Here is a 22,918-nt window from a genome sequence, read left to right as displayed (position 1 = left end):
CATTAATGATATACAATAAGTAAATAGACAACTTGGTTTTAATTTATCTCTCACATAAAATAATACGGCTGGTTAATTACGAACGCGCTTTAAGTATTGATTAAATTGAGGAACAGTAAAGTCTACTTCGCCATATCCCGGCGCATAGATAAAGCCTTTGTAAATCAATTGTCCCCTAAGCGGTGAAATGCTATTGACACTGGTATTCATTTTGGTTGCTATTTGGGCAATTGTACAGGGCAAACTGCCACATTCTACCATAGCGTGCATAAATTCTTTTTCTTTAGGTGTTGCCCGGTCGTAACGAACCTTGTAAAAACTGTCATCCAGACTTTTCTCAAAGGAGGGATACGCTTCCCGTACTGAGGTAATATCAATAATATTACTCTTGATAAAGGCCCACACCTGTTTACCATATTCCTGGAGAAAATAGGGATAGCCTTCCGTAATCCTCAGGATTTCATCAATCGCCTCAGCTGTGAAGGTTACACCTATTTTCTTTGCCGGTTCCACCAATGCCAGCCTGGCGGCCTCTGCTTCTAACGAGCCTATCGAAATAAAGCCAAACAATCTTTCGGCATAGGACTTAATATCACCGGCAATCTTGGTCACTTTAGGCAACCCTGCCGCAAATAAGGTAACCGGCAGACCTTTTTGATTAGCTCGATGTAAGGCAGTAATCAATGCCTCAAATTCATCATCTTTTAAATACTGGATTTCATCGATAAATAAACATACTGAGCTGCCGCAATTTTTCGCAAGCGTACCCATCGACACAAATAATTCGGTCAAATCATTGGCAAAGTTCCCGGTATCTGATACGCCTACCGCTGCGGCGATATCGTCCTTTACACCAATACTGATCTCGCCACCCGGAGAGTAGGTAAGCTGAAACGCTTTCAGCACAGACATTGCTTTTTGCCAATAGCCCTCAGCCTTTGCTCTAACACTCATTTGCCTGATTAACTTCTGGATATGCAGAGAAATCGAGATTTTGAATGAAGAACGCTCAGATACCTCGATGTGCTCATACAGGACATTATATTCATCGGCGATCTCTTCGATTTTATTTAATAAGACTGTTTTTCCAACCCCGCGCAAGCCATAATAAATAATCGAACGTGCCGGAAATCCATGCGCAACATAAGCAATAATTTCTTTTGCCTGCTCAATAGTATCATCACGACCGGCTAAATAATTGGGTACTAATCCGGCCCCGGGCGTATACGGATTTATTATCATTACAATCACCTTCTTATAATGATTATTACCGCAATTATATCCTTATATTCGCAGAATATCAACAATACCGTCAGAATTTACCTATATCTTAGGCTTGAATACTTGTTATTACTTCTTATATGCGTGCCTGTCACAGGCTGAAATTAATCATCTTCGGTTAAAGGAGTGTAATTTATATGATATTTAAGCAGTTAAACCCTCATTCTTGCCGTACGTATCTTATCGGTGAGGAGAATGATCAACGGGTAATTATCGTGGATCCGGTCATTGATCATTTTAGCGACTACCTTGCTTTACTAAAAGAGGAGGGGTTAACACTTACCCATGTGATTGATACCCATATCCATGCAGACCATATCTCTGCCGGCTCCGCATTAAAAGATGCGACAGGGTGTGAATATGTTATGCACGAAGCTGCGCCGCCCCAGTGTGTCAGTATGCGTGTACAGGATGGAGATGTCTTGCACTTCAACACCTTGGAACTCAAAGTGCTGCACACACCCGGACATACACAGGATTCGATCAGTTTGATCGTGGGTGACAACCTGCTAACCGGAGATTTCCTGTTTCTGGATGATGCCGGTGCAGGCAGGGATGATCTTCCGGGCGGTAATCCGGCCGACCACTGGGAGAGCCTGAACAAGCTCACTGATCTGCCGGATCAGCTGATGATCTATCCGGCTCACGAATACAGAAACCGGCAGCCGGCTACGCTTGGCAGGCAGCGTCAGAGCAATCCCCACCTGCAAAAGCGCAGCAAAGAGGAATTTATCAAATACCTTGAGGATTTGCGGCTTGGCCCGGCCGATTGGATGCGAGATGTCCTTAAGGCTAATTACGCCTGTGCCAAAGACCCGGGTGCAGCCTGGATTCCCCTGGATACACCGGCCTGTGAGATCAAGGGAACAATGGACAAGGGTGTAAATGAGATAGCGGTCCAGTACATTGAGGCCGAGGAATTACGTACCTGGCTTCAAACCAATCGATCGGAGGTTCTGCTCATTGATGTAAGGGAAAAAGCTGAGCTGACTGGGCCGCTTGGACATATGACAGGTATACTGCATATCCCGATCGGCCAGTTGACAGGCAGCCTTACCGGGCTTCAAGAACATAAACATAAAAAGATTGTGGTAGTATGCCGCTCAGGCGCCAGGGCGACTACCGGTGCGCAGATCTTGCTAAAAGCGGGCTTTGCCAGCGTATATGTCCTTAAAGGCGGGATGATTTCCTGGAACCAGGCTAGTGAAGGGTTGTTACAGCATAAACAGCAATAATCATAACGATCTCCAAACAGGCAATGGGGCGCAGGGTCTTTAAAAAATCGGCTTTAAAGTAATCCAGCGTTACCAATAAGCAGAGATGGGCTGGCGACAGCATCTGTCCGGCTGTTCCCAGCGTAAAGCAAATCATGGCCAAAGTAATATCGCCAGGAGATAAAACAGCGATAAAGGGAAAGGTTATCGCAACAAAGCCCTGGGAGGTACCTGTTAGAATCCCGGATATAAAGGCTATTACGCCAATTACGATAGCATTAGATATCGCGAGATTATTGAGCAGTACTGCAATATCTTCAATAGCGCCGGTCTGACGGAGAATGTTTTGAAAGAAAAGGATGGCAACTATGCCCCACAGCAGCTTGCGGTCCAGCGCGTGAGCCAGCATAGCGCGAATATCGGTCAGGTTTTGTCGTAAGATAAGTACCATTGCAGCAACAACTAGGCCCATAGAAATAGACGCTGCCAGTTTAAAGAAAACAACAAGAACAAAGTTAACAAGTATGGGGCCTGCCGCCAGTGTGACATAATAATAGCCGCGCCCGGTGTCATGAGTGGTATCGGCGGCTGCGGTTGTGCCCTGCTGCTTTTTTAAGGTGGATAAGAAAAACAGCCAGCCGATAATTGTCGCCAGTGCTGTAAGCCAGGCCATATTGGCGATAAGCGTACTAAGCGGGATACTGGAAAGCTGGCTGGCAAGGAGCATGCCGGTAAAAATTGGGTTAGTAAACTCCCAAATGTGGCGAAACCAGTAGTTAATCGCCGTTTTAGCCTCAGCGGTCAGCTGATAGGGTTTGCTGGCACTTTCTACTAAGGGTGCCGAGAAGATTGCACCACCCAAAGAGGGTAAAAAGCCAAGAAAAGCAGGCATTAAAGCCAACAGGCTGCGCTCGCTGCGCAGCATTCTGCGGGCAGTTGCCATCAGCCCGTCAACAATGCCGCCGTTGCGCAGCTGGTATTCAAGGCACATAACAAAATATAAGGCGAACACGATCTCCCAGGTACTAGGGCTATTCAGCGTCGTTAGTACTGCCGATTGCAGCTGCAACAGGTTAAAACCAGACAGTATCCATAAAACGCCTGCACCGGTCAGCATAGCGTTGCCCATTTTTACTTTGCGATTCAGCAAGATTACAATAATAGCAAGCGTGATCAGAATTTTTAATATGGCAAGCATGTATGGCAGCAACTCCTGTATTTTTTAATAGGATCCTCTGATGTATTCCTAACTGAAGGACGCGATACCTGCTACTGAGTATCGGTATAACCATTATATATAACAGGGAACGGGATATTCAGCCAGCTTCTGGCGTTGAATATCCCGTTTTGCTTAGGCGCGGCTACTTCTTTGGTTTGCCATGTTTCAGTGCTAACGCTATATCAGCATTTATCTCCAGTAGTTGTTGAACCGCTTCCGGTTCAATACCATAGGCTTCGGCAGTGGCAATTACTTTCTCCCATGATTTATCAATCGTTATCTGGTAGTTGCCAATAGCCTCGTGTAACAAAACTGACTTTGACGAACTAGCGGCTTTATCAAGCTTATGACCCACAAGCCAATCAATACTTACCTGGAAATAGGAAGCGATGCGGCTCAGTGTTGCTATATCGGGTTCCCGGCGGTCAACCTCCCAGGAGGCTAAGGTTGATCGGTCTACTTTAAGTATGGCAGCTAATTCTTCTTGCGTTAGGTGAGTCCTCAATTGCTTGATTCTTGTACCCAGGGTTTTCATAAGCCCACACTCCTTACTACTACCATAACGCGCTTATGTCCCAGGTTCAATTATTGTGTCCATAAGACATTTACTGGAAAGGGATTTTAAAAAAACTGCCGAATTAAGTGTCTTAAAGACACTAGAGAGAAGAAGTGTTGTGCATAGGGGGGGTGTTTTCGGTGGATAGTATGTATCCAAAGGCAAACGATGTTGAAGCAGCCAGGATTTCACGTCGGGACTTAATTGGGCGGATTGCTATTGGGGTAGCCCATGAGATTAGAAATCCACTGACTGTGATCAAGGGATATTTGCAGCTTCAGGAGAAAAAGTCGGCCTATTGCTCAGGTGACTCGTTAGCAATTATCTTGCAGGAATTACATAAGATTGAGACGTTTGTAACAGATATTATATCATTGGCCCGCAATAAATCGAGTCAAAAGAGTCCTGAAAACATTAGTCACATTCTTGAAAAGGTTTATCCGGCTATTCAGCAGGCGGCTGCCAGGAGTGGTATTGTGACAGAACTGCTGGTAAGCGAGGATGTACCGCTGGTGAACCTAAATGCCGAAGAGATTGAACAGCTGATCATGAACCTGGCCTACAACGGCATTGAGGCGATGCGGAAAAACGGCAGATTGACACTTGGTGCTGTCCCTGAAGCAAATGGTATAATTTTGTATGTTCAAGATGAAGGGAGAGGCATCCCACCAGAGCAAATAGAACAAATCTTCGATCCCTTTTACACCACCAAACCAGCAAACACCGGCCTGGGACTGGCGCTCAGCCTCAGTATTGTTGAAAGACATCAAGGCCAGATTGAGATCATATCAACGATTGGAGCAGGGAGTATATTTAAAATTTGGTTTCCAGTATAAAATAAATTGCCGGAACTTGCGGGTAAGAGATAGGGGCCTTTGTTGCTCGATCTTGTAAAATGTGGTAATATAAATTAACCAAAATACAAAAAGTTTGGACGGTGGACAGATGAATTATTTAATGTCTCGCATGGTTGCCGGCGCTTATGTAATAGCTGTTGAAGACACTTACACCTGGGACGTTACATCGTACACTAACTTATATGTATTGCAACGGAACGGGCAAATCATCTTAATTGATACAGGATTGAAGCAATATCAGCCGGCTATCGTGGCGGCCCTTGCTGAAATTGGTGTGACCCCTGATCAGGTTACCCATATTCTACTCACCCATGGGCACCATGATCATGTTGAGGGGGCTGGCCTATTTGGGCATGCCAAAAAATTTGTGCACCCTGCAGACCTGCCGTTCCTGGCAGCGCCGCTGGCGGCACAGCTTGTTGCTTATTCGCCATTGGCTGATGAATACAAGTTGTCGCCAGCTGGTATTGACGATTTGGAAATCATATTTGTCAATACACACTCGCCTGGTTCGGTTGCAATCTATGATCACATCTCCAGGGCATTGTTTGTTGGCGACTTTTTCTGTTACTTTGGCGAAGCTTTGCCGGCAGGCGAACTTGTCACTTATAGTGACTACGTCCGGCGGGGGTCTTGTCAATATGTTGCGGCGCAGGCTGCTGCCGGTGGTGCAGACTTTAAGCAGTTTATCGCAGGGTTAGGCAGACTGCGTGGTTACCAGCCTGATTTCTTTTGCACAGGTCACGGTGTTGTTTTACGTGATGATATTCAGGATTTTATTAACCAGCTGTGGCTGAGTGGAACCCAAAACCGGCGAGGATAATACTATGTTTAAAAAGGAGAGAAAACTCATGGATTTTAGATTTGCCCACAATAATATTAACGTACTAAACCTGGAAAAAAGCATGGCCTTCTACCAGGAGGCGCTGCAGTTAAAAGAAACACGGCGTATTGAGAAACCGGGCTTTACTATTGTTTATCTGGGCGATGGCCAGACACCGCACAAATTAGAGCTTACCTGGCTCAAAGACCGGCAGGAAGCCTATAAACTCGGCGAAAACGAGTTTCATCTGGCCTTTATAACCAGTGACTTTGAGAAAGCATACCAGCTCCATAAGGAGATGGGCTGTATTTGCTATGAAAATAAGGAAATGGGCATTTACTTTATTTCCGATCCGGACGGCTATTGGCTGGAGGTTCTCCCTGAGCGATTCTAAAGGATGAGATCTGTAGTAAGTTTAATCCTGTATAGAATAATAGAAAGCCGGAACCCTAGTTTTGATAGGGTTCCGGCTTTGCTTTAGCAGTGCTTAATATGCTTCGACAAATACTTCAAAGAAGCCTTTGGGGTGGATACAGGCCGGACAGAGTTCGGGTGCCTGGTCGCCTGTATGAATATAACCACAGTTGTTACATTTCCATTCAACTGAACAGTCTTTTTTGAGTACAGTCTCGTTGACAAGGTTATTGTACAACTTTCTGTATCTGGCTTCGTGGTGCTTTTCCACTTCCGCTATTTTTCTAAAAACAACGGCGACTGCGGGGAAGCCCTCTTGATCAGCAACATCGGCAAAATGCGGGTACAGCTCTGCCCACTCTTCATTTTCTCCGTTAGCCGCAGCCAGCAGGTTAGCCTTCGTGTCACCCCAGGCAACTGGGTAATCAGCATGGATGTTAACCATCTCACCGTTTAAGCTTTCGATAAGAAACTTATAGAACCGCTTAGCGTGTTCCTTCTCATTGTCAGCTGTTTCGGTAAACAGGTTGGAGATTTGCACATAGCCTTCTTTTTTGGCTGTGGCAGCATAATAGGTATAACGGGTTCTGGCCTGTGATTCGCCGGCAAATGCTTTCATTAGGTTCTCGGCAGTTTTTGTACCTTGTAATGATTTCATGATAATTCTCCTCCGCTTATAAAAAAATTTACCGGATTAACAAATTGACCGGAATGTCTTTCTCCGGCAGTGATTTAATAATTACTACAAAAACGGGGAAAATCCTGCACAGGCTGTTAAAAAGTTGTTTATCACTGTATTTTCACCTTGTATACCTGTAGCAGGATCGTGCAGCAACATCCCAAAGGTATACAAAAAACCGGAAAGTGACTTCAAACTTAGTTAGGAGCAAACGATGAGTTCTTTTTTTATCGGTATGTTAAGCTTGTTTTTCTTAGTCTATTCGGCAGCCAGCTATTATGTTGGCCTGCGGATTCTTCAGTCGTTTTACGAGGGGCTGGAGGCTTACACTGTATTCTATTGGGGCTGCTATGTGCTAATGGCTATTACGCCCTTTGCTGCCAGGATCGGCAGAACGTATTTTCCGGGGGTACTGAATGACTGGATTACCGTTATCGGCAATTACTGGCTGGCGGCACTGTATTATTTAGTCCTAATCTGGTTGTTTATCGATCTTGCTCGTTTGTCAGGGCGCCTGTTTTTATCGGCGGCTGCAGTCGACAGGGTGCCGGCCGCCGGTGTCGGCATTGGCGTGATGGTAATGGTGGGCTGCCTGCTTGTCTATGGTGTTTGGAATGCCCGTAACCCCAGAGTTCACCATTATGATGTAACAATTAAGAAACCGGTGGCCGGGCTGGCAGGCCTGCGGGCTGTTATGGTTTCAGATATTCATCTGGGCGTCATTGTCGATCAGAACCGTCTGGAGGCGCTGGTGCACCGGATTAACGGGCTGGGACCGGATATCGTATTTTTCGCCGGGGACACCATTGATGAGGATGTCAGCCGGTTTGTCGAGCAGAAAATGCCGGAAGCGTTGAGTAAGCTGAACCCTAAGTATGGTGTTTATGCTGTCATGGGCAATCACGAGTATCTTGGCGGTAATGGTCAGCTGGCTGTTGAGTACCTGCAGCAGGCCGGGGTTCATGTCTTGCGTGATCGGTATGTGAAGATCAATGAGCAATTTTACGTAGTGGGGCGGGACGATCTCATGGCCGGCAGGATGAGCGGTAAGGGCCGGGTATCCCTGCCTGAAATTATGCAGGGTGTCGATCAGTCGGCACCGGTCATCCTGCTGGACCACCAGCCGCAGAATCTGGCAGAGGGTCAGCAAAACGGTGTGGATTTACAGCTCTCAGGACATACCCACCATGGACAGTTTTTTCCTAATAGCCTGGTGACCGAGCGGATTTATGAAGTGGATTGGGGGTATTTGCGTAAAGGCACCTATCAGGCTATTGTTTCCTGTGGCTATGGCACTTGGGGGCCGCCCATCCGGATTGGCAATTATCCTGAAATTGTTGAGATCCTGATTACGTTTGAGGGACAACAATATAAGTAAGGTGTTGTTTTCAGCAGGGTACGGATAAATGAGAATAAATAAAATATTGCAAAAATAATATTGTCTAAACCAAGTTTAATGTTATAATAAATTCAGTGGTATATACAACATGACAACATATTGACATAATGACTTTAGTTGGAGTGACGTGCATGAAAAAGATAGATAAAGATTCACCCATACCATTATATTATCAATTCAAAGTAGCCGGTATCTGCAAGTTCCTGGATCAAGCCAACGGCATCATCATGGAAGTGGAAATCCGGAACTGATAGTTATAGCAGAAATATAAAAAACAGCCCGAGCCTGATTTTCAGGTTCGGGCTGTTTTCGGTGATGCGTCCGACATGGGCGCATTTTCGTTCCCGTTAAGTTATCTGTGATGTTTACTATGAGTAAAGTTGAGAATGCGCATTCCGTACTGGCTAAATGATATATCGGCCTAATCAGCAGCGATAGCCGTAAGCTGTACTCTGTGGACAATAACAAGAGTATTGGGCGGTATATCATTGTGCCCTGCTTACAAAGGTAATCAATCCGCTTAAATGAAACTATACAGTGAGGAGTCACACTTCCCGCAGAATAGGAAAGGAGTAAAATAATGGTTGAGGAGAATCAAAATATTCTAGAAAAAGTAATCGCTGTCTTACCAATCTTACAGCGGGTTTTCGATCATGAAATCGGCGTTTGCCTGTCAGACATGCACGATATTCTGATGTACAGCCCTGCTAAGGACCTTAATTTCCATACTAAGATCAATTCACCGTTAAAACCAGGATCTGCCATCTACCGTCTGGTAAACGAAAGATTGCCTTATTTAACAGCACGGATGGATAAAAAACTGCATGGTGTTCAATACCAGGTAAGGGTCGGCGCTATTTACAACAAGCGCCAGGAAATAATCGGCGCGGTCGCAATTACCCAGTCAACCGACCATTATGAAACACTGAAGGAGATGGCAGGACAGCTCCTAAACAACATCAGTACGTTAGCCAGCACTGCAGAAGAGGTAACTGCCCAGTCCGAGGAAATAACAAGCGTTGCTCAGACCTTGGCGCAGGTTGCAAAAGAATCGCAGGAGCAGGTAGCAGAGACCTATCGTGTCATCAGTTTTATTAAAGAGATTGCCGGACAAACAAATTTGCTGGGGCTTAATGCGGCCATTGAGGCTGCCCGGGTCGGCGAGCAAGGGCGGGGTTTTGGCGTAGTAGCTGAAGAAATCCGGAAGCTAGCGGCAAACAGTACAGAATCAATTGCAAAAATCACTTTAACCATCAGTAAGATTCAAACCGGCAGTGCCATGACATATAACCAGATTGGTCAGGTCGAAGAAGGGATTTGTCAGGTTTCAGAAGCTATTGCCCATCTGGCGGGGGCAACACAGGAATTGCGTTCCATGGCGCATTTGCTGGATGAAAAAGCAGACCAGCTTTAAAAATGCTCTTGGGGACAACCCTAACCGGTTTAACTGCCAAAACAGCTGCACTGCACAAAAAATGTGCACTGTAGACAACAAGCAGATAGGGCTGCCTTCAATCATTGTTCATGATATACAAGGTCAATGATTAGAATTGATCGAATATTAATACAAGTAAACATCTTCTGAAAAATATTACGGAAAGGAGAACCTATGGCACTTATTACTATACCCTATGGCAAAACCTATATTGAGACCCTAATTCCCGACGATCATTTACAGGGGGTTTTAATACCCAAGTCACATCATTATAAGGCGAAAGCCGGGGAAAAGGACCTTGTCCGCATGGCATTGGATAATCCGGTCGCTTCGCCGCGCCTGTGTGAACTGGCCAAAGGGTGTAGGAGAATAGTCATCATCACCAGTGACCACACCCGGCCTGTACCCACTAAGATTATAGCGCCGTTATTGCTTGAGGAAATCCGCAGCAGTAATCCGGAGGCTGAAATTACTTTTTTAGTGGCTACAGGTTTTCACCGTGAGACGACCAAAGCGGAGCTGGTGAATAAATTCGGTGAACAGATGTTCCGGAATGAGAAGATTGTTGTACACAATTGCTGGTCTAAAGAAACTATGATTAAAGCCGGCAGACTCCCGTCCGGCGGAGAACTGATAATTAACAAACTGGCGATGGAAGCCGACTTACTGATTGCCGAAGGCTTTATTGAGCCCCATTTGTTTGCCGGATTTTCCGGTGGCCGTAAAAGTGTTTTACCTGGCATCGTCAGTGATGTAACCGTGCTGGCTAACCACTGTGCCGAATTTATTGCCCATGAAAAGGCAAAAGCCGGGATTCTGGCGGGAAATCCAATGCATGAGGATATGGTGTATGCGGCGAAACAGGCTAAGCTGGCATTTATCCTGAATGTTGCTATCGACGCTGATAAAAAAATCATACGTGCCTTTGCCGGCGATTCGGAGCAGGCCCATCTGGCAGGGTGCAAGTTCGTCGAAGAACTGGCAAAGGTCGAGGGAAAAGAGTCCGATATTGTCATTACTTCCAACGGTGGCTACCCGCTTGATCAGAACGTTTATCAGCATGTGAAAGCATTGTCTTCCGCGGCGGCTGCCTGCAAGGCAGGCGGTGTGATCATCGCCTGTGCCGCCTGTAATGACGGTCACGGCAGTCAGGATCTGTATGAATGGCTGCGTGGCGGAGCCCGCCGGGCAATAGATATAATTATGCAGACCGACAAGAATGCCACCATTCCTGACCAGTGGGCGACGCAGATCATGGCCCGTATTCTGTTGGCATACACGGTTATTTTTGTAACCGACCAATGTGATCACCAACTTATCCGGGATATGGGGTTTGAAACGGCCTTTACCCTGGAAGAAGCAATGGCGGCGGCCAAGTTAAAAGCCGGACCATGTTATCAGATTACGGTTATTCCCGACGGCGTGGCCGTTATTGTAAAATAATAATCCATATATTCAAAGCTAAAGGATTGAGAAAAAAACTATGGCAATAGATGCAATTTTATTGAAGGCAGCAGACAATGTTGCGACTGCCGTACAGGATTTGCAAGCAGGTCAAACGGCGGCGATTCGCCTGGATCGTGATATATCTACAGTCGTCATTCAGGAAAGTATCCCATATGGACATAAATTTGCCTGCCGCTCCATTAAACTCGGAGACAATATTATAAAGTATGGTGAGGTCATCGGCCGGGCCACAATTGCCATTCCTACCGGCTGCCACGCCCATGTGCAAAATATTGAAAGCCTGCGCGGCCGCGGTGACTTACGGAAGGAGGATTAATTATGGATTTTATGGGATACCATCGCGCTGACGGGTCGGCAGGCACACGCAATTATGTGGGAGTTTTGTCGGCGGTAGTGTGCGTCAATGAGGTCGTTGAGGCTATCGTGAGTCAAGTACAGGGCACGACGCGATTCACGCATCATCAGGGATGCTGCCAGACACCGCTGGATATCGGAATTGTCAATAAAACCCTGATTGGGTTAGGGTGCAATCCCAATTTACATTCGGTGGTTATTATCAGCCTAGGCTGTGAAAGCACCAGTCTCACCGGCGTTATAGAAGGAATCAAAGCCTGCGGCAAAAGGGTAGAGCATCTTGTCGTCCAGGAAATCGGCGGTGCTGCGCGTACAGCAGCAGCAGGCATCCTGCTGGCGCAAGAAATGGTAGCGGTGGCCTCCCGTCAGGCGAGAATGCCTCTGCCTGTCAGTAAGCTGGTGCTGGGAATGAAATGTGGAAGTTCTGATACAACTTCAGGCTTGGTACCAAATCCGGTTATCGGCGTGGCATCCGATCTACTGGTTAAGGCTGGTGGTACTTCTGTCCTCGGTGAAGTCACTGAATTTATTGGTGCCGAACATATTCTGGCCGGCCATGCCGCCACTGAGGAGGTGGGACAACAGATTCTTGACCTGGTGACCCGCATGGAGAAGCGGGCCATGGCAGTTGGCGAAGATATCCGCGGTGGACAACCTACAGGTGGCAACATTAAGGGCGGGCTTACCACGATTGAGGAAAAATCGCTCGGATCTATTGCCAAGGCGGGAACGGTGCCGATTCAGGCAGTTTATGAGTATGGCGAACATCCGGCAGTAAAAGGGCTGGTAGTCATGGACTCCCCCGGTCGTGAGCCGGAAATCCTTACCGGTTTGGCCGCCGCAGGCTGCAATATCATTGCTTTTGCCACCGGCAGGGGGGCACCTCAGGGGTTTCCGTTCGTGCCTGTGCTAAAAATTACCGGCAGCCGGACCGCTGCGGAGAAAATGAGCGATCACATTGATATAAATCTAAGTGAGGTGATTGATGGCGGCGATAATATTCCTGACGCGGGGCAACGCGTACTGGAAGAATTGATACATGTAGCGTCAGGTGCGATGACCAAGGCCGAGATTTCGGGATATACCAATTCTATGGACATCTATATGCGGGGGCCGGTAATTTAGGCGGGGATTAGCCCTGCATTCCAGCAATTTATGAATTCCTTACTAATGTTGAGAGGAGAATGAAATGTCAACTGAGAATATACCCACTAAAATTGCCAGTAACGCAGAACTACAGCCAACACGGCGCCGCTTTTTTATTGTAGCGGTACTATTTATCGGTATTATGGTAGCTTATTTGGATCGTGTTAATGTTACTGTTCTGGCTGCAAATGATAACTTTCTGTTGGATATGGGAATAAAAGGCCAGCCTGTACAAATCGGAATGATGATGTCCGCATTTTTAGCAGCCTACGGACTGGCCAATGTTACCCTCAGTCCGTTAGGGGATTATTTGGGGCCGCGCAAAGCAATGGTTTTTTGCATTGTGTTGTGGACGATATCCTTATTTATCGGTGGTTTTGCCATAAGCTTCTCTATGTTTATTATTGCCCGGATACTACTGGGGATTGGTGAAGGTTTTTACTACCCCATGCAAAGCCTGTTTATAAAGAACTGGTTTCCGCCACAGGAACGGGGGCGGGCCAACGCCACCTGGATTATTGGTCAGTCATTGGCGCCCGCGATAGCCATGCCGGTCTTTACCTATATTATTGGCAGCTATAGCTGGCGGGACACCTTTTTTATCTGTATCGCACTCGGTTTGATCCCGTTGTATCTGCTGTGGTTTCATACCAAAGACACACCCCGTGAAAGTGAAAAAGTCAATGCCCTAGAACTCGAGTATATTGAAGAAGGCCTGGCCAAGGAAAATGCTCCGGCCGGAGATAAACAGTCATTTCTGCAAAGGGTAAAACCGTTTGCCCTCAATTACCGTTACTGGCTGTTGGTGTTTTGGTATGTCTGTCTGCAATTTATGTTCTGGGGTCTGGTATCCTGGCTGCCCACTTACCTGAAGTCAGCCCGCAATTTTTCCTGGACAGAAATGGGCTGGATGGCATCACTGCCATTCATTTTAACAGTGATGACCAAAGCCGTTAACGGCTGGCTTAATGACCGGATCGGCAGAAGCGCGCCCCTCCTTTGCGTGACCATGCTTTTGGGAGCATCATCAATTTATTTGGCTGCCACCGTCCCGGGAAAATATTTATCCGCGATTCTGCTCTCCTGTGCTTTTGGTTTTACCTCAATGGCGACCTCCTCAGCCTGGACACTGCTTCAGGGTTTGGTGCCCGCGAAATCTCTGTCGACCGCTGCAGGAACCATGAACGGCTTAGCCACCGGTTTTTCCTCGCTATCGCCAGTCGTAATAGGTTTCTTTATCAGCCTGTCCGGCAGTTACAGCACCGGGTTGCTCTGTCTGGTGGGAGTTGGATTTCTTGCAGCAGTAATTGCAGCCGTGCTGGTCGCCCATAAGTATTAAAAGGTTGTAACAGCCAGCACTACGAAGCGTTTCATGGTGCTGGTCTCAATATATAACAATATATTAGGGAGGTAGTATAGTGAAAATTACCAGTGTTGATATTGTTGATGTAGCCAATGATTTTTCGTCTGCTACCAGCAAATGGCGCCCGGTGGTTGTAAGGATTAATACCGATGAGGGAATTTCAGGTTTCGGCGAAGTTGGCCTGGCTTACGGTGTGGGTGCTTCAGTAGGCTTTGGGATGGCCAAGGATCTTGCGAAGATAATCATTGGTATGGACCCCATGAAAAATGAAGCTATCTGGGATAAAATGCAGAAAAAAACATTCTGGGGCCAAGGCGGTGGCACGGTATTCACTGCCGCCATGAGTGGAATTGATATCGCCTTGTGGGATATTAAAGGAAAAGTGCTGAATGCACCCATTTATCAGCTGCTGGGCGGAAAAACCCGGGACAAAATCAGAACCTATGCCAGTCAAATCCAATTTGGCTGGGGTGATGGCGCCGATAAAGCCATGCTGGTAGAACCTGCTCATTATGCCGAGGCTGCGCGTATTGCCGTTACTGAGGGTTATGATGCAATTAAAGTGGATCCCCTTGCCATGGATTCCCGGGGCAACTGGAATCAACAGAACCTTTTAGGTGTGCTGCCTGACAAAGTGCTAAGACTCGGTTATAATAGACTTAAAGCAATAAGAGAAGCCGTTGGTACCGATGTCGATATCATTACAGAGTTGCATGCCTTTACCGATACCACCTCTTCTATTCAATTTGGCAGAATGATTGAGGATTTAAGCATTTATTATTTGGAAGAGCCAGTGATGCCGTTAAATCCCAAACAGATGAAAAAAGTTGCAGATCATGTCAATATTCCCATCGCAGCAGGTGAAAGGATCTATACAAGGTGGGGTTATCGGCCATTTTTTGAAGATGGATCAATTGATGTTATCCAACCGGACATGTGTACTTGCGGCGGATTTACGGAAGTGAAAAAGATATGTGATATGGCCCATGTCTATGACGTAACCGTACAGATCCATGTTTGCGGCGGACCAATTTCTACTGCTGCGGCTTTGCACATTGAAGCTGTCATTCCCAACTTTATTATTCATGAGTTGCACAGATACGCTTTGCTGAAACCGAACACGCAAACCTGCACCTACAACTATATGCCTAAAAATGGAATGTACGAAGTGCCTGAACTTCCCGGTCTGGGCCAGGAACTGACTCCCGAAACAATAAAAGCTTCTATCGTAGAAACAGTTAAATAATTATCTCAAAGACAAGAGCCTAAAGGTACTGTTGCCGCCGAAACTGGCGTCTTGTGCTGCCCAGCCAAACTACAGCCGCATGACACGACAGTCGGAGAACAAGTATAACCGCCCACTTTCCGGGCGGTTATGTCTCTCTTCGTGAAAATGCAGTTGTTTAAGTTAACCCTTTGTCCATACTTAGGAGATGTTAACATGATTATTTCTACAGAGATGGCTCAAAAGATAGTCGATCATCTTATGGGCATTGTGAACCGAAATGTCAATATTATGGATTGTAATGGAATGATCATTGCCTCCGGCCAAGCTGACCGCATCAATACGTTCCATAAGGGCGGCAAGTTGGCTGTAGATGAAAATCGTGTCGTAGAGATTTATCCGGATGAGATAGACAGTTATGCAGGGGCTTTGCCTGGCGTAATGTGGCCGATTGATCTGACCGAGCGGGTTGTCGGGGTAGTTGGCGTGACCGGAAACCCACAAGATGTCCGCCCTATGGCTAATTTAATCAAGACGGTTACAGAACTCATCCTGGAACGGGAAATGTTCCTGGCCGATTATGGATCGGAAAACCGGATAAAAGAACAACTGGTAACCTTACTTTTCGCCGACAACCGGGATATTGCTGCAGATGACATTAATAACCTGGCCGAGATGGTAAATTACACCTTTAACACGCCTCGTATGGTCATTGTGATTAAACTGGAACCCAAGATTAACGATAGTGCATTTGTCACTCTGCAAAACTTGCTTTCCGACCGCATAAGAGAGTGTGTATTGAAAGCAGTAAAAGAAGCAACTTTTTTTACTGCTAAAGATATGGTTTTGTTTTATAAGAAAGACTTATGCATTCTTAAGTCAGCACCTGATGGCTTCGATGCCAGAAAATTCAATGCTTTTATGTCAGGTGTTATTGATATATTAAAGTCAGTTCAGCCGCCACTAAAAATCAAAGTGGGAATTGGCGGCTGGGCTTTGAAGGATTTGCAACTACAGCAGTCTTACCGTGAAGCGCTATTTGCGCTGGGTTACGCCAGCTCAAACACGGTCTGCTCAATTTATGAATTTGACATATTATTGAACTATTTGTTTGATAACAAGTGTACAAGCTATGATTCCTGCCTGGCCTTACAAGAATTAGGGCATAAATTTGATGAAGTCAGGGATCGCTACGATATGCACAAAGTTTTAGAGTGTCTTCTTACTAATAATCTAAATATTTCTTTAACTGCCAGCCGATTATTTATACATCGTAATACTTTAAAATTCAGGCTAGAAAAGCTAAAGAAAATTGTGGGATTAGAACCCTGCCATTCTTTCCATCATGCTATGCTGTGTAAATTTCTATTGTGTTGTGATGAGAGAGCAACAAAGCTCAGACTTTTAATGGCAAAAGAATTTAATAAAAAACAGGGATAGACTTAGCAGCCAGATGGTTTTACCTGTGACAACAGATGTTTTATCGGGGAAGTTTGATCAATTATTTATAAGCTGTCCGAGTCTTTAACATCAGCAGTGGGAGGGTCTTATGAGCAAGCAAAAAGGAAAAACGGATAAAAAGCTAAGTTGCAGTGATTGCGGGGTATTGAACTGCCATACCAGAACAAAGAGTTTTCCGCAATTTTGCCTTACGACAAATGCCGATAAGGCCGAACTGGAAAACATTGTCGAATTATATCGCGGCGACAATTTAATGGCCAGGATTGCCCGTTCCGCTGCGGAAATTGAAGGGTTATATTATGGCAAGCTAACCAGGGTTGAAGAGATCATTGCTTTTGCCAAACGGCTGGGCGCCAGGAAAATTGGCATTGCCACCTGTGCGGGATTAATCAATGAAACTAAAATTTTCGCGCAAATACTGGAAGCGAAAGGCTTGGAAAGTTATAGTGTGTTATGTAAAGTTGGTTCGATTGATAAAAGCCGGATTGGAATACCGGATGAGTTAAAGATCAATAAAGGCTGTCATGAATCACTATGTAATCCGGTCATGCAGGCAAAACTCTTAAATAACGAACAGACTGATCTTAATGTAATCAACGGCTTATGTGTTGGGCATGACTCGTTGTTTATTCAATATTCAAAAGCCCCGGTGACAACACTGATTACCAAAGACCGGGTTACCGGCCATAATCCGGCTGCGGCGCTGTATACCAGCGGCTTTTATTATAAACGTCTGCTTCAGGAAGAAAAAGACAGCTGAAAAAGTAATTTCGCTAAAGGGGGACTGCGCATATTACGCTATCTCCTGTACCCAATACAAGAGGACTAAAAACCCCGCTTAAACAATAAGTTTTAAGCGGGGTTTTTAGTCCTCTTGCGGGAATTTAATCTTGCAGCAACGGCACAGTATTAGCCGCATGTGGCATAACAGTGATGGTGTAATCTTTGCGGCCTAGCTTTTGTTCGGCAATTGCCATAGCTTCTTCAATGGTAGTAGCGGCAATCAAGCCGGCTTTTTCAATGAAATCCTTGTTTTCCGGGAGGGTGACAATAATGAACGGAACTTTACTGGCCATAAGACCGGTTTTAAGGGCGATAAAACCAGGCACAGTAAAGGCTTTGCGCAGCGCTATTTCCCGGTCGTAGAGGGATTCGTAGTTAAACCAGCCGCTGAAATCAGGCGGTTCCATAATATCACGGCATTCTAACAGGATAATAATAACGCCGCCGTCCTCTTTAACAGCCATATAGGCGTTATCGGTCGTTTTGGAGCCTTGATACAGGTTAATATCTTTGGGGAAGCCGCCGGCAGACGCAATAACCAGATCAGCCTTAGCGCTGATGGGTACGCCGAAAATCTCTTCCACCGTTTTGCAGCCGTCAAGCCAGGCGTTATACCAGTGACCGGCCACAAAGCGGGCAAATTTCCCCTCCGGGGTGAAAACGGCATTAAGCAGGAAAGCCGGCTTGGCCATGGCAGCCATCTCGGTCATATCCTCATGCATATTGTTACCTGCCAGCTTGCCGGAGATGCAGCTGGGGCTGATGCCCTGGCCGACAACATCGTGCAGGCAGAAGCTGTGATTGCCCTGAATGCTGGAATAACCGGCAACTCCGGGCATGATGGCCTTGCGGCCACCGCCAAAACCTGCCATGAGGTGATAGACAATCCCCCCTGTCAGGATGACCTTATCGGCGTTAACAACATGTTTATTGATATAGGTTTCCACACCGCGTGAGGTGGTGCCGACGTGAATGAAATCCTCGCTGGCCGGTGCATAGCTTTGTTCAATCTGTATACGGCTGACAACCTCCTGGCCATATACAAGGACGTTCTCCTTGTCCGTGTGGTGGCGGTGTGCCCCCAGGCTGACAACCAGCTTGATATTGCTGTCAGGCACGCCTGCTGCATTCAGTTCATTTAATAAACTGGGCAGAAATTGATCATATTTAATCCATTGACGGGTAATATCACTGGCGATGATCGCAACTGTATCACCAGTCTTTACCACCTCGTTTAAGGGTGGTGAATCAATCGGATTATTTAGTGCCGCTTTTACCGCAGCAGGTACATCGGTAATCGCATCAGCGTGTTTGCCTTCCACAACATGAATTACTTGTTCTTCAGGCAGTTCGAGTTTGACTTGGTTGTCACCAAGACCTAAGTTAAATTCTTTTAGCATGTTTCATCCCTCCAGGTAAGCATATACTAGATTGACTTCATATTTCCTGCAAGAAATGGGGTAAATTACCCAAATTAATATTTTTGCAGGGAGAGAATGGTCATGCACGCACAGCCAAGAGCGGCAATGCCGACCAGGAACATCAGACCGCCCACATAGCTGCCGGTTACACTGATAAAAAAGCCGATGAGTACAGGGGCAAAGGCTGACCCGCCGTTGCTAAGCCCGTTCATCATGCCCGCACCGGCACCGATGGCTTTACCTGGTACGATGCGCTGGAGAATCGCCCAGGAAGAAGGCAGCGCGATAGCCACTGACGCGATACCTGCGGAGATAAGCAGGGCGGCTGTCAGATTATCAGTTGCTGTGGCCCCAAAGTAAAGCCCGAGACCTGAGCCGAGATGCGCAATGGCAATAAACGGGGCGCGGCGGCCGTATTTGTCAGCCAGATGGCCAAAGAACAGGATGCTAAGGCTGCCAAGAATATAGGGTAACGAGGCCAGTGCACCCATTTCCGACCAGGAGAAACCGCGGGCGGCTTTGAGATAAGAGGGCAGCCAGGCCATGGTGCCCCACCAGATACAGGCGATGCAGAAATAATTAACTGTCAACAGCCAGAAACGGTAGTTGAGTACAAAAGATTTAAGGCGTTCGCCTAAGCTTTCTGTTTTAATTTTGGCTTCTTCTTCGGCTTCAATCTTTAACGCACTTTCGATATGCTCTAATTCAGCTGCATTGACCCGTTTGTGCTGACGCGGATGATCAGTTACATAAAACCAGAGTAACAATAAGGGGATAAGCCCTAGCGCACCAAGGACAAAAAAGCTGGGACGCCAGCCCCATGTCGAAACAATCCAGGTGAAGAAGGGCATTGCCAGAGCCGGACCGCCCATCAGACCGATCAGCCAGACACCGTTGGCTTTGCCACGCTCGTTGGGGGGAAACCAGTTTTTGACGAAAGTACTCTGCATCGGCCAGTGCATGCCTTCGCCGATGCCCAGGATAATCCTGGCGACAAGCATGGTACCAAAAGTCATTGCCCAGCCGCCGATAACAACCGAGATGGTCCACAGCAGGATGGAAATCGACATGGCTTTCCGGGGACCTATGTAATCACCAAGCGGGCTGAGTACCACGTTAGCTACACCATAAGCAATTAAGAATAATGTCATTAACAGTCCCATTTGAACCGGTTGACCCTTAATCCCCATCTCAGTAAGGAAGGTATTGTCGGCAAGTAAAACAGACACATTTACCCTATCCAGGTAAGCTACGAGCAAGGTTAGGAGCAGAATTGCCACTAACACTACCCGCTGTCTTGTCGGCTGCACAGACGCTGCCGTTGCACCAGAGGCTGTTCGTGTTGTTTGCATTTTAGATTTCCCCCTCTTATGTTCGCTGTACAAAGATATAAGTGCTTGCTAATTATTATAGAGATTGTTTCATATAGCGTCAATAGGGGGGTGGTTTTGCAAAAAACACAATAGTTAAACATAACCAGTATTCTTTTTTTGCTAAAGAAGTCAATTATCTACCTGTTGCTGGCTAAAAGAAAGGATTTTTTAACCCTGTTAGTGGCTCATTGTTACATAAACAAACACAGGGGTGGGAAAATTAGATGAAAAGGTGACAGGAGCAAGTGAATCAATGAAAATACTACAAGACATTTTAAAGCAGGCAACAGTCTCACCAGATAAGCATCAGGGCGCAAAATTCAAGGTAGTAGATACCATGACCACTTACTGGCAGGGTATTAACTACAATAATGTGAACGCTAAAATTTTTGATGCATCAACTTTGCTGGCTTCTTTTTCTAAAGCGTCTTCCTCACTAAATTCATTTGCCCGTGAGGTGGAGTATGGGAACTTATTACCGCTTGCTCAATCGATATGGGTTGAGGTCGTTGATTCCGAATTGCCTGCACATCTCGGGGTAGCACTATCATACCGGGAAAAAACAGCGCAAGCAGCGGAATGGGCTAAACAATATGGGATCAATAGCCCGTTTGCCTGGGTTTGCCAGGCCCGGCCTTTTATAAAAAAAAGGTATCAGCAGACACTGCCGCTCAAATGGGAATGGATAGAATACATTGATGAAAAAGGCGAGTCTGTCAGCAGTATTCTTCAACCTGCCGATATCCCGCAATATATGGACAGAGCACTTGCAACTGAGCTGAAAAGTGTGGAGTTTATACATCATCATCTATGTGCCTTTATTGCGAACCTGGGTTTGTATGCAGTTGACCTGATAAACCGCGATCAGGTCAGTGTAACCGAACGCCCGGGTGCGTGCTATCGTTATCATGTTTTAGAGAATAAGACAAATGTGTTTCCTGCCGGGTTTAGCTGGACGCGGTGTGTGGATTAGTGATAATATAATTACAGAATATGGAGACGAAGCCAGGCTCTAGTCTGGCTTCTTAATTTTGAGGTGCCAAGTGAGACAAACCCATTCGATTAAAGATAAAGTGCGGCAATTTCTTATTATCTTTTTTCCAATATTTATTACCCAGCTTTCGCTCATGGCTACAGGCTTTTTTGATACAGTAATGTCAGGCAAGGTAAGCCATTATGATTTAGCCGGGGTTGCTATTGGTTCAAACCTGTGGATGCCTGTTTTCACCGGGATTGGCGGGGTCCTGGCAGGAATAACGCCAATCCTGGCCCAGCTCCATGGCGCCGGCCGGAAAAAGGATATGCCATTCCTGTTGATTCAGAGTGTATATATAGCCATCACCCTTGCGGTTATTGTAATAGCCGGCGGCTCAGCGGTACTTAGCCCTTTGCTGAATGCCATGAAGCTCGAACCGGCTGTCCATGACATAGCTTATCGGTTTCTGGCAGCGCTGGCGATAGGGGTGCTGCCCTTGTTTGTTTCTGCGGTTTTCCGGAATTTTATCGATGCTCTCGGCTATACGCGCATTACGATGATGATAACTCTTTGTGCAGTGCCCATCAATATCGTGCTCAATTATCTGCTTATTTTTGGTTACGGCGGCTTTCCCAGGCTTGGAGGGGTGGGGGCCGGGTATGCATCAGCCATAACCTACTGGTGCCTGGCTTTAATTAGCATGGGTGTTGTTCATTATCTGAAGCCATTTAGAGAGTACAAAGTATTTGGCAGCCTTGCCGGCATTTCCCTTAAGACCTGGCGGGAACTGCTTACAGTTGGTTTGCCCATTGGTTTATCGATATTCTGTGAAGTCAGCATTTTTGGCGTTGTGGCCCTGCTGATGGCCGAGTATGGAACCGCTGTGATCGCTGCCCATCAGGCAGCCATTAATTTTGCCGGTTTAGTGTATATGGTGCCCCTGAGCATTGGGATCACCCTGACAATTGTCATCGGCTATGAAGTTGGGGCCCGCCGGTATCATGACGCCAGGCAATATAGCAAGCTTGGCCTCGGTATTGCGGTAACGATTGCCGGCTTTTTTGCGATTGGGCTATTGGCACTTAACCGCCAAATTGCCGGGCTGTACACCCAGGAACCCGGCGTACTGGAACTAATCCGGAACTTTCTGGTGTATGCTGTCTTTTTCCAGTTGTCTGATGCCATTGCGGCTCCTATTCAGGGGGCTTTGCGCGGCTATAAAGATGTGCGGGTGACCTTTCTGATGGCTGTCTTGTCCTATTGGGTCATTGGGATGCCGGTCGGCTATCTGCTGGCTAAGTTTACAAGCTTAACAGCATATGGCTACTGGGTGGGGTTTATTGCAGGCTTAGCCGTAGGGGCGGTTGTGTTGTTATTGCGGCTGATCCGGCTGCAGCGAAAAGTAACACAATGAAGGAATTAGCAAGCTTTTGTAGTATTTAGTGTAATGGAAGCCAATAGTATACATGACA

21 protein-coding genes are annotated in these 22,918 nt (G+C 46.5%); 15 read left to right on the top strand and 6 right to left on the bottom strand.

All coding sequences use genetic code 11. The features are described 5' to 3' along the window. Nucleotides 1-72: 72 nt before the first annotated feature. Nucleotides 73-1,242, bottom strand: coding sequence for an ATP-binding protein (locus VN379_RS03815; protein WP_325530964.1), 1,170 nt, complete (start codon nt 1,240-1,242; stop codon nt 73-75). A 176-nt stretch (nt 1,243-1,418) separates the two neighbouring features. On the opposite strand from VN379_RS03815, the gene VN379_RS03810 reads away from it, so the two are divergent. Continuing rightward, on the top strand, nt 1,419-2,516 hold the full coding sequence (locus tag VN379_RS03810; protein ID WP_325530962.1) for an MBL fold metallo-hydrolase: 1,098 nt from the start codon (nt 1,419-1,421) through the stop codon (nt 2,514-2,516). Here VN379_RS03810 and VN379_RS03805 read toward each other — a convergent pair. Together VN379_RS03805 and VN379_RS03800 are read right to left on the bottom strand one after the other, a co-directional pair. Further along, nucleotides 2,482-3,693: a DUF401 family protein gene (locus VN379_RS03805; RefSeq protein WP_325530960.1), complete on the bottom strand. Its 1,212-nt coding sequence runs from the start codon at nt 3,691-3,693 to the stop codon at nt 2,482-2,484. The genes VN379_RS03810 and VN379_RS03805 overlap by 35 nt on opposite strands. A 163-nt stretch (nt 3,694-3,856) precedes the next feature. Then, nucleotides 3,857-4,249 carry a helix-turn-helix transcriptional regulator gene (locus VN379_RS03800; protein ID WP_325530958.1) on the bottom strand — a complete coding sequence of 131 codons (393 nt, stop codon included), beginning with the start codon at nt 4,247-4,249 and terminating at the stop codon, nt 3,857-3,859. 170 nt (nt 4,250-4,419) lie between these two features. On the opposite strand from VN379_RS03800, the gene VN379_RS03795 reads away from it, so the two are divergent. From VN379_RS03795 to VN379_RS03785, 3 genes are all read left to right on the top strand, one after another. Further along, nucleotides 4,420-5,106 carry a two-component system sensor histidine kinase NtrB gene (locus VN379_RS03795; RefSeq protein ID WP_325530966.1) on the top strand — a complete coding sequence of 229 codons (687 nt, stop codon included), beginning with the start codon at nt 4,420-4,422 and terminating at the stop codon, nt 5,104-5,106. Between the two features lie 109 nt (nt 5,107-5,215). Continuing rightward, nucleotides 5,216-5,950, top strand: coding sequence for an MBL fold metallo-hydrolase (locus tag VN379_RS03790; RefSeq protein ID WP_325530956.1), 735 nt, complete (start codon nt 5,216-5,218; stop codon nt 5,948-5,950). A gap of 28 nt (nt 5,951-5,978) precedes the next feature. Then, on the top strand, nt 5,979-6,344 hold the full coding sequence (locus VN379_RS03785; protein WP_325530954.1) for a VOC family protein: 366 nt from the start codon (nt 5,979-5,981) through the stop codon (nt 6,342-6,344). 93 nt (nt 6,345-6,437) lie between these two features. On the opposite strand, the gene rbr is transcribed toward VN379_RS03785, so the two are convergent. Further along, nucleotides 6,438-7,022 (bottom strand): rubrerythrin, encoded by a 585-nt coding sequence (rbr, locus tag VN379_RS03780; RefSeq protein ID WP_325530952.1) that lies wholly within the window; start codon nt 7,020-7,022, stop codon nt 6,438-6,440. Nucleotides 7,023-7,257: 235 nt separating this feature from the next. Here rbr and VN379_RS03775 point away from each other — a divergent pair, with 235 nt between their 5' ends. The 9 genes from VN379_RS03775 (at nt 7,258) to VN379_RS03735 (ending at nt 17,653) form a co-directional block, all read left to right on the top strand. Then, nucleotides 7,258-8,421, top strand: a complete 1,164-nt coding sequence (locus VN379_RS03775; RefSeq protein WP_325530950.1) for a metallophosphoesterase — start codon at nt 7,258-7,260, stop codon at nt 8,419-8,421. Between the two features lie 601 nt (nt 8,422-9,022). After that, nucleotides 9,023-9,856, top strand: coding sequence for a methyl-accepting chemotaxis protein (locus tag VN379_RS03770; RefSeq protein WP_325530948.1), 834 nt, complete (start codon nt 9,023-9,025; stop codon nt 9,854-9,856). A 195-nt stretch (nt 9,857-10,051) separates the two neighbouring features. After that, nucleotides 10,052-11,320 carry a nickel-dependent lactate racemase gene (gene larA / locus VN379_RS03765; RefSeq protein ID WP_325530946.1) on the top strand — a complete coding sequence of 423 codons (1,269 nt, stop codon included), beginning with the start codon at nt 10,052-10,054 and terminating at the stop codon, nt 11,318-11,320. A 40-nt stretch (nt 11,321-11,360) separates the two neighbouring features. Next, entirely contained in the window at nt 11,361-11,660 is a 300-nt protein-coding gene (locus VN379_RS03760) for a UxaA family hydrolase (RefSeq protein WP_325530945.1), read from the top strand. Nucleotides 11,661-11,662: 2 nt separating this feature from the next. Beyond that, on the top strand, nt 11,663-12,823 hold the full coding sequence (locus VN379_RS03755) for a UxaA family hydrolase (protein ID WP_325530944.1): 1,161 nt from the start codon (nt 11,663-11,665) through the stop codon (nt 12,821-12,823). 64 nt (nt 12,824-12,887) lie between these two features. Then, a complete protein-coding gene (locus VN379_RS03750; protein WP_325530942.1) occupies nt 12,888-14,183 on the top strand; it encodes an MFS transporter in 1,296 nt (431 codons plus the stop codon). Nucleotides 14,184-14,262: 79 nt separating this feature from the next. Further along, a complete protein-coding gene (locus VN379_RS03745) occupies nt 14,263-15,453 on the top strand; it encodes a mandelate racemase/muconate lactonizing enzyme family protein (RefSeq protein ID WP_325530940.1) in 1,191 nt (396 codons plus the stop codon). A gap of 195 nt (nt 15,454-15,648) precedes the next feature. After that, complete coding sequence (locus VN379_RS03740) at nt 15,649-16,872, top strand: CdaR family transcriptional regulator (protein WP_325530938.1); 1,224 nt, start codon at nt 15,649-15,651, stop codon at nt 16,870-16,872. 109 nt (nt 16,873-16,981) lie between these two features. Further along, nucleotides 16,982-17,653, top strand: coding sequence for a DUF1847 domain-containing protein (locus VN379_RS03735; protein ID WP_325530936.1), 672 nt, complete (start codon nt 16,982-16,984; stop codon nt 17,651-17,653). Nucleotides 17,654-17,777: 124 nt separating this feature from the next. On the opposite strand, the gene larA (VN379_RS03730) is transcribed toward VN379_RS03735, so the two are convergent. Further along, nucleotides 17,778-19,076: a nickel-dependent lactate racemase gene (gene larA, locus VN379_RS03730; RefSeq protein ID WP_325530934.1), complete on the bottom strand. Its 1,299-nt coding sequence runs from the start codon at nt 19,074-19,076 to the stop codon at nt 17,778-17,780. A 74-nt stretch (nt 19,077-19,150) separates the two neighbouring features. Then, entirely contained in the window at nt 19,151-20,449 is a 1,299-nt protein-coding gene (locus VN379_RS03725) for an MFS transporter (protein WP_325530932.1), read from the bottom strand. Between the two features lie 274 nt (nt 20,450-20,723). Between VN379_RS03725 and VN379_RS03720 the strand changes: the two genes are divergently transcribed. Further along, nucleotides 20,724-21,443 carry a hypothetical protein gene (locus VN379_RS03720; RefSeq protein WP_325530930.1) on the top strand — a complete coding sequence of 240 codons (720 nt, stop codon included), beginning with the start codon at nt 20,724-20,726 and terminating at the stop codon, nt 21,441-21,443. A 70-nt stretch (nt 21,444-21,513) separates the two neighbouring features. Beyond that, nucleotides 21,514-22,860, top strand: a complete 1,347-nt coding sequence (locus tag VN379_RS03715; RefSeq protein ID WP_325530928.1) for an MATE family efflux transporter — start codon at nt 21,514-21,516, stop codon at nt 22,858-22,860. Nucleotides 22,861-22,918: the final 58 nt, after the last annotated feature.

The sequence above is a fragment of the Sporomusa sp. genome, assembly GCF_035561255.1.
GTDB lineage: Bacteria > Bacillota > Negativicutes > Sporomusales > Sporomusaceae > Sporomusa.
This window is presented reverse-complemented; position numbering and strand designations above follow the sequence as displayed.

Excerpts from the sequence above, each read along its gene's own strand:
- VN379_RS03815 (WP_325530964.1), bottom strand. The coding sequence starts at position 1,242 with ATGATAATAAATCCGTATACGCCCGGGGCCGGATTAGTACCCAATTAT.
- VN379_RS03810 (WP_325530962.1), top strand. The coding sequence starts at position 1,419 with ATGATATTTAAGCAGTTAAACCCTCATTCTTGCCGTACGTATCTTATC.
- VN379_RS03805 (WP_325530960.1), bottom strand. The coding sequence starts at position 3,693 with ATGCTTGCCATATTAAAAATTCTGATCACGCTTGCTATTATTGTAATC.
- VN379_RS03800 (WP_325530958.1), bottom strand. The coding sequence starts at position 4,249 with ATGAAAACCCTGGGTACAAGAATCAAGCAATTGAGGACTCACCTAACG.
- VN379_RS03795 (WP_325530966.1), top strand. The coding sequence starts at position 4,420 with ATGTATCCAAAGGCAAACGATGTTGAAGCAGCCAGGATTTCACGTCGG.
- VN379_RS03790 (WP_325530956.1), top strand. The coding sequence starts at position 5,216 with ATGAATTATTTAATGTCTCGCATGGTTGCCGGCGCTTATGTAATAGCT.
- VN379_RS03785 (WP_325530954.1), top strand. The coding sequence starts at position 5,979 with ATGGATTTTAGATTTGCCCACAATAATATTAACGTACTAAACCTGGAA.
- rbr (WP_325530952.1), bottom strand. The coding sequence starts at position 7,022 with ATGAAATCATTACAAGGTACAAAAACTGCCGAGAACCTAATGAAAGCA.
- VN379_RS03775 (WP_325530950.1), top strand. The coding sequence starts at position 7,258 with ATGAGTTCTTTTTTTATCGGTATGTTAAGCTTGTTTTTCTTAGTCTAT.
- VN379_RS03770 (WP_325530948.1), top strand. The coding sequence starts at position 9,023 with ATGGTTGAGGAGAATCAAAATATTCTAGAAAAAGTAATCGCTGTCTTA.
- larA (WP_325530946.1), top strand. The coding sequence starts at position 10,052 with ATGGCACTTATTACTATACCCTATGGCAAAACCTATATTGAGACCCTA.
- VN379_RS03760 (WP_325530945.1), top strand. The coding sequence starts at position 11,361 with ATGGCAATAGATGCAATTTTATTGAAGGCAGCAGACAATGTTGCGACT.
- VN379_RS03755 (WP_325530944.1), top strand. The coding sequence starts at position 11,663 with ATGGATTTTATGGGATACCATCGCGCTGACGGGTCGGCAGGCACACGC.
- VN379_RS03750 (WP_325530942.1), top strand. The coding sequence starts at position 12,888 with ATGTCAACTGAGAATATACCCACTAAAATTGCCAGTAACGCAGAACTA.
- VN379_RS03740 (WP_325530938.1), top strand. The coding sequence starts at position 15,649 with ATGATTATTTCTACAGAGATGGCTCAAAAGATAGTCGATCATCTTATG.
- VN379_RS03735 (WP_325530936.1), top strand. The coding sequence starts at position 16,982 with ATGAGCAAGCAAAAAGGAAAAACGGATAAAAAGCTAAGTTGCAGTGAT.
- larA (WP_325530934.1), bottom strand. The coding sequence starts at position 19,076 with ATGCTAAAAGAATTTAACTTAGGTCTTGGTGACAACCAAGTCAAACTC.
- VN379_RS03725 (WP_325530932.1), bottom strand. The coding sequence starts at position 20,449 with ATGCAAACAACACGAACAGCCTCTGGTGCAACGGCAGCGTCTGTGCAG.
- VN379_RS03720 (WP_325530930.1), top strand. The coding sequence starts at position 20,724 with ATGAAAATACTACAAGACATTTTAAAGCAGGCAACAGTCTCACCAGAT.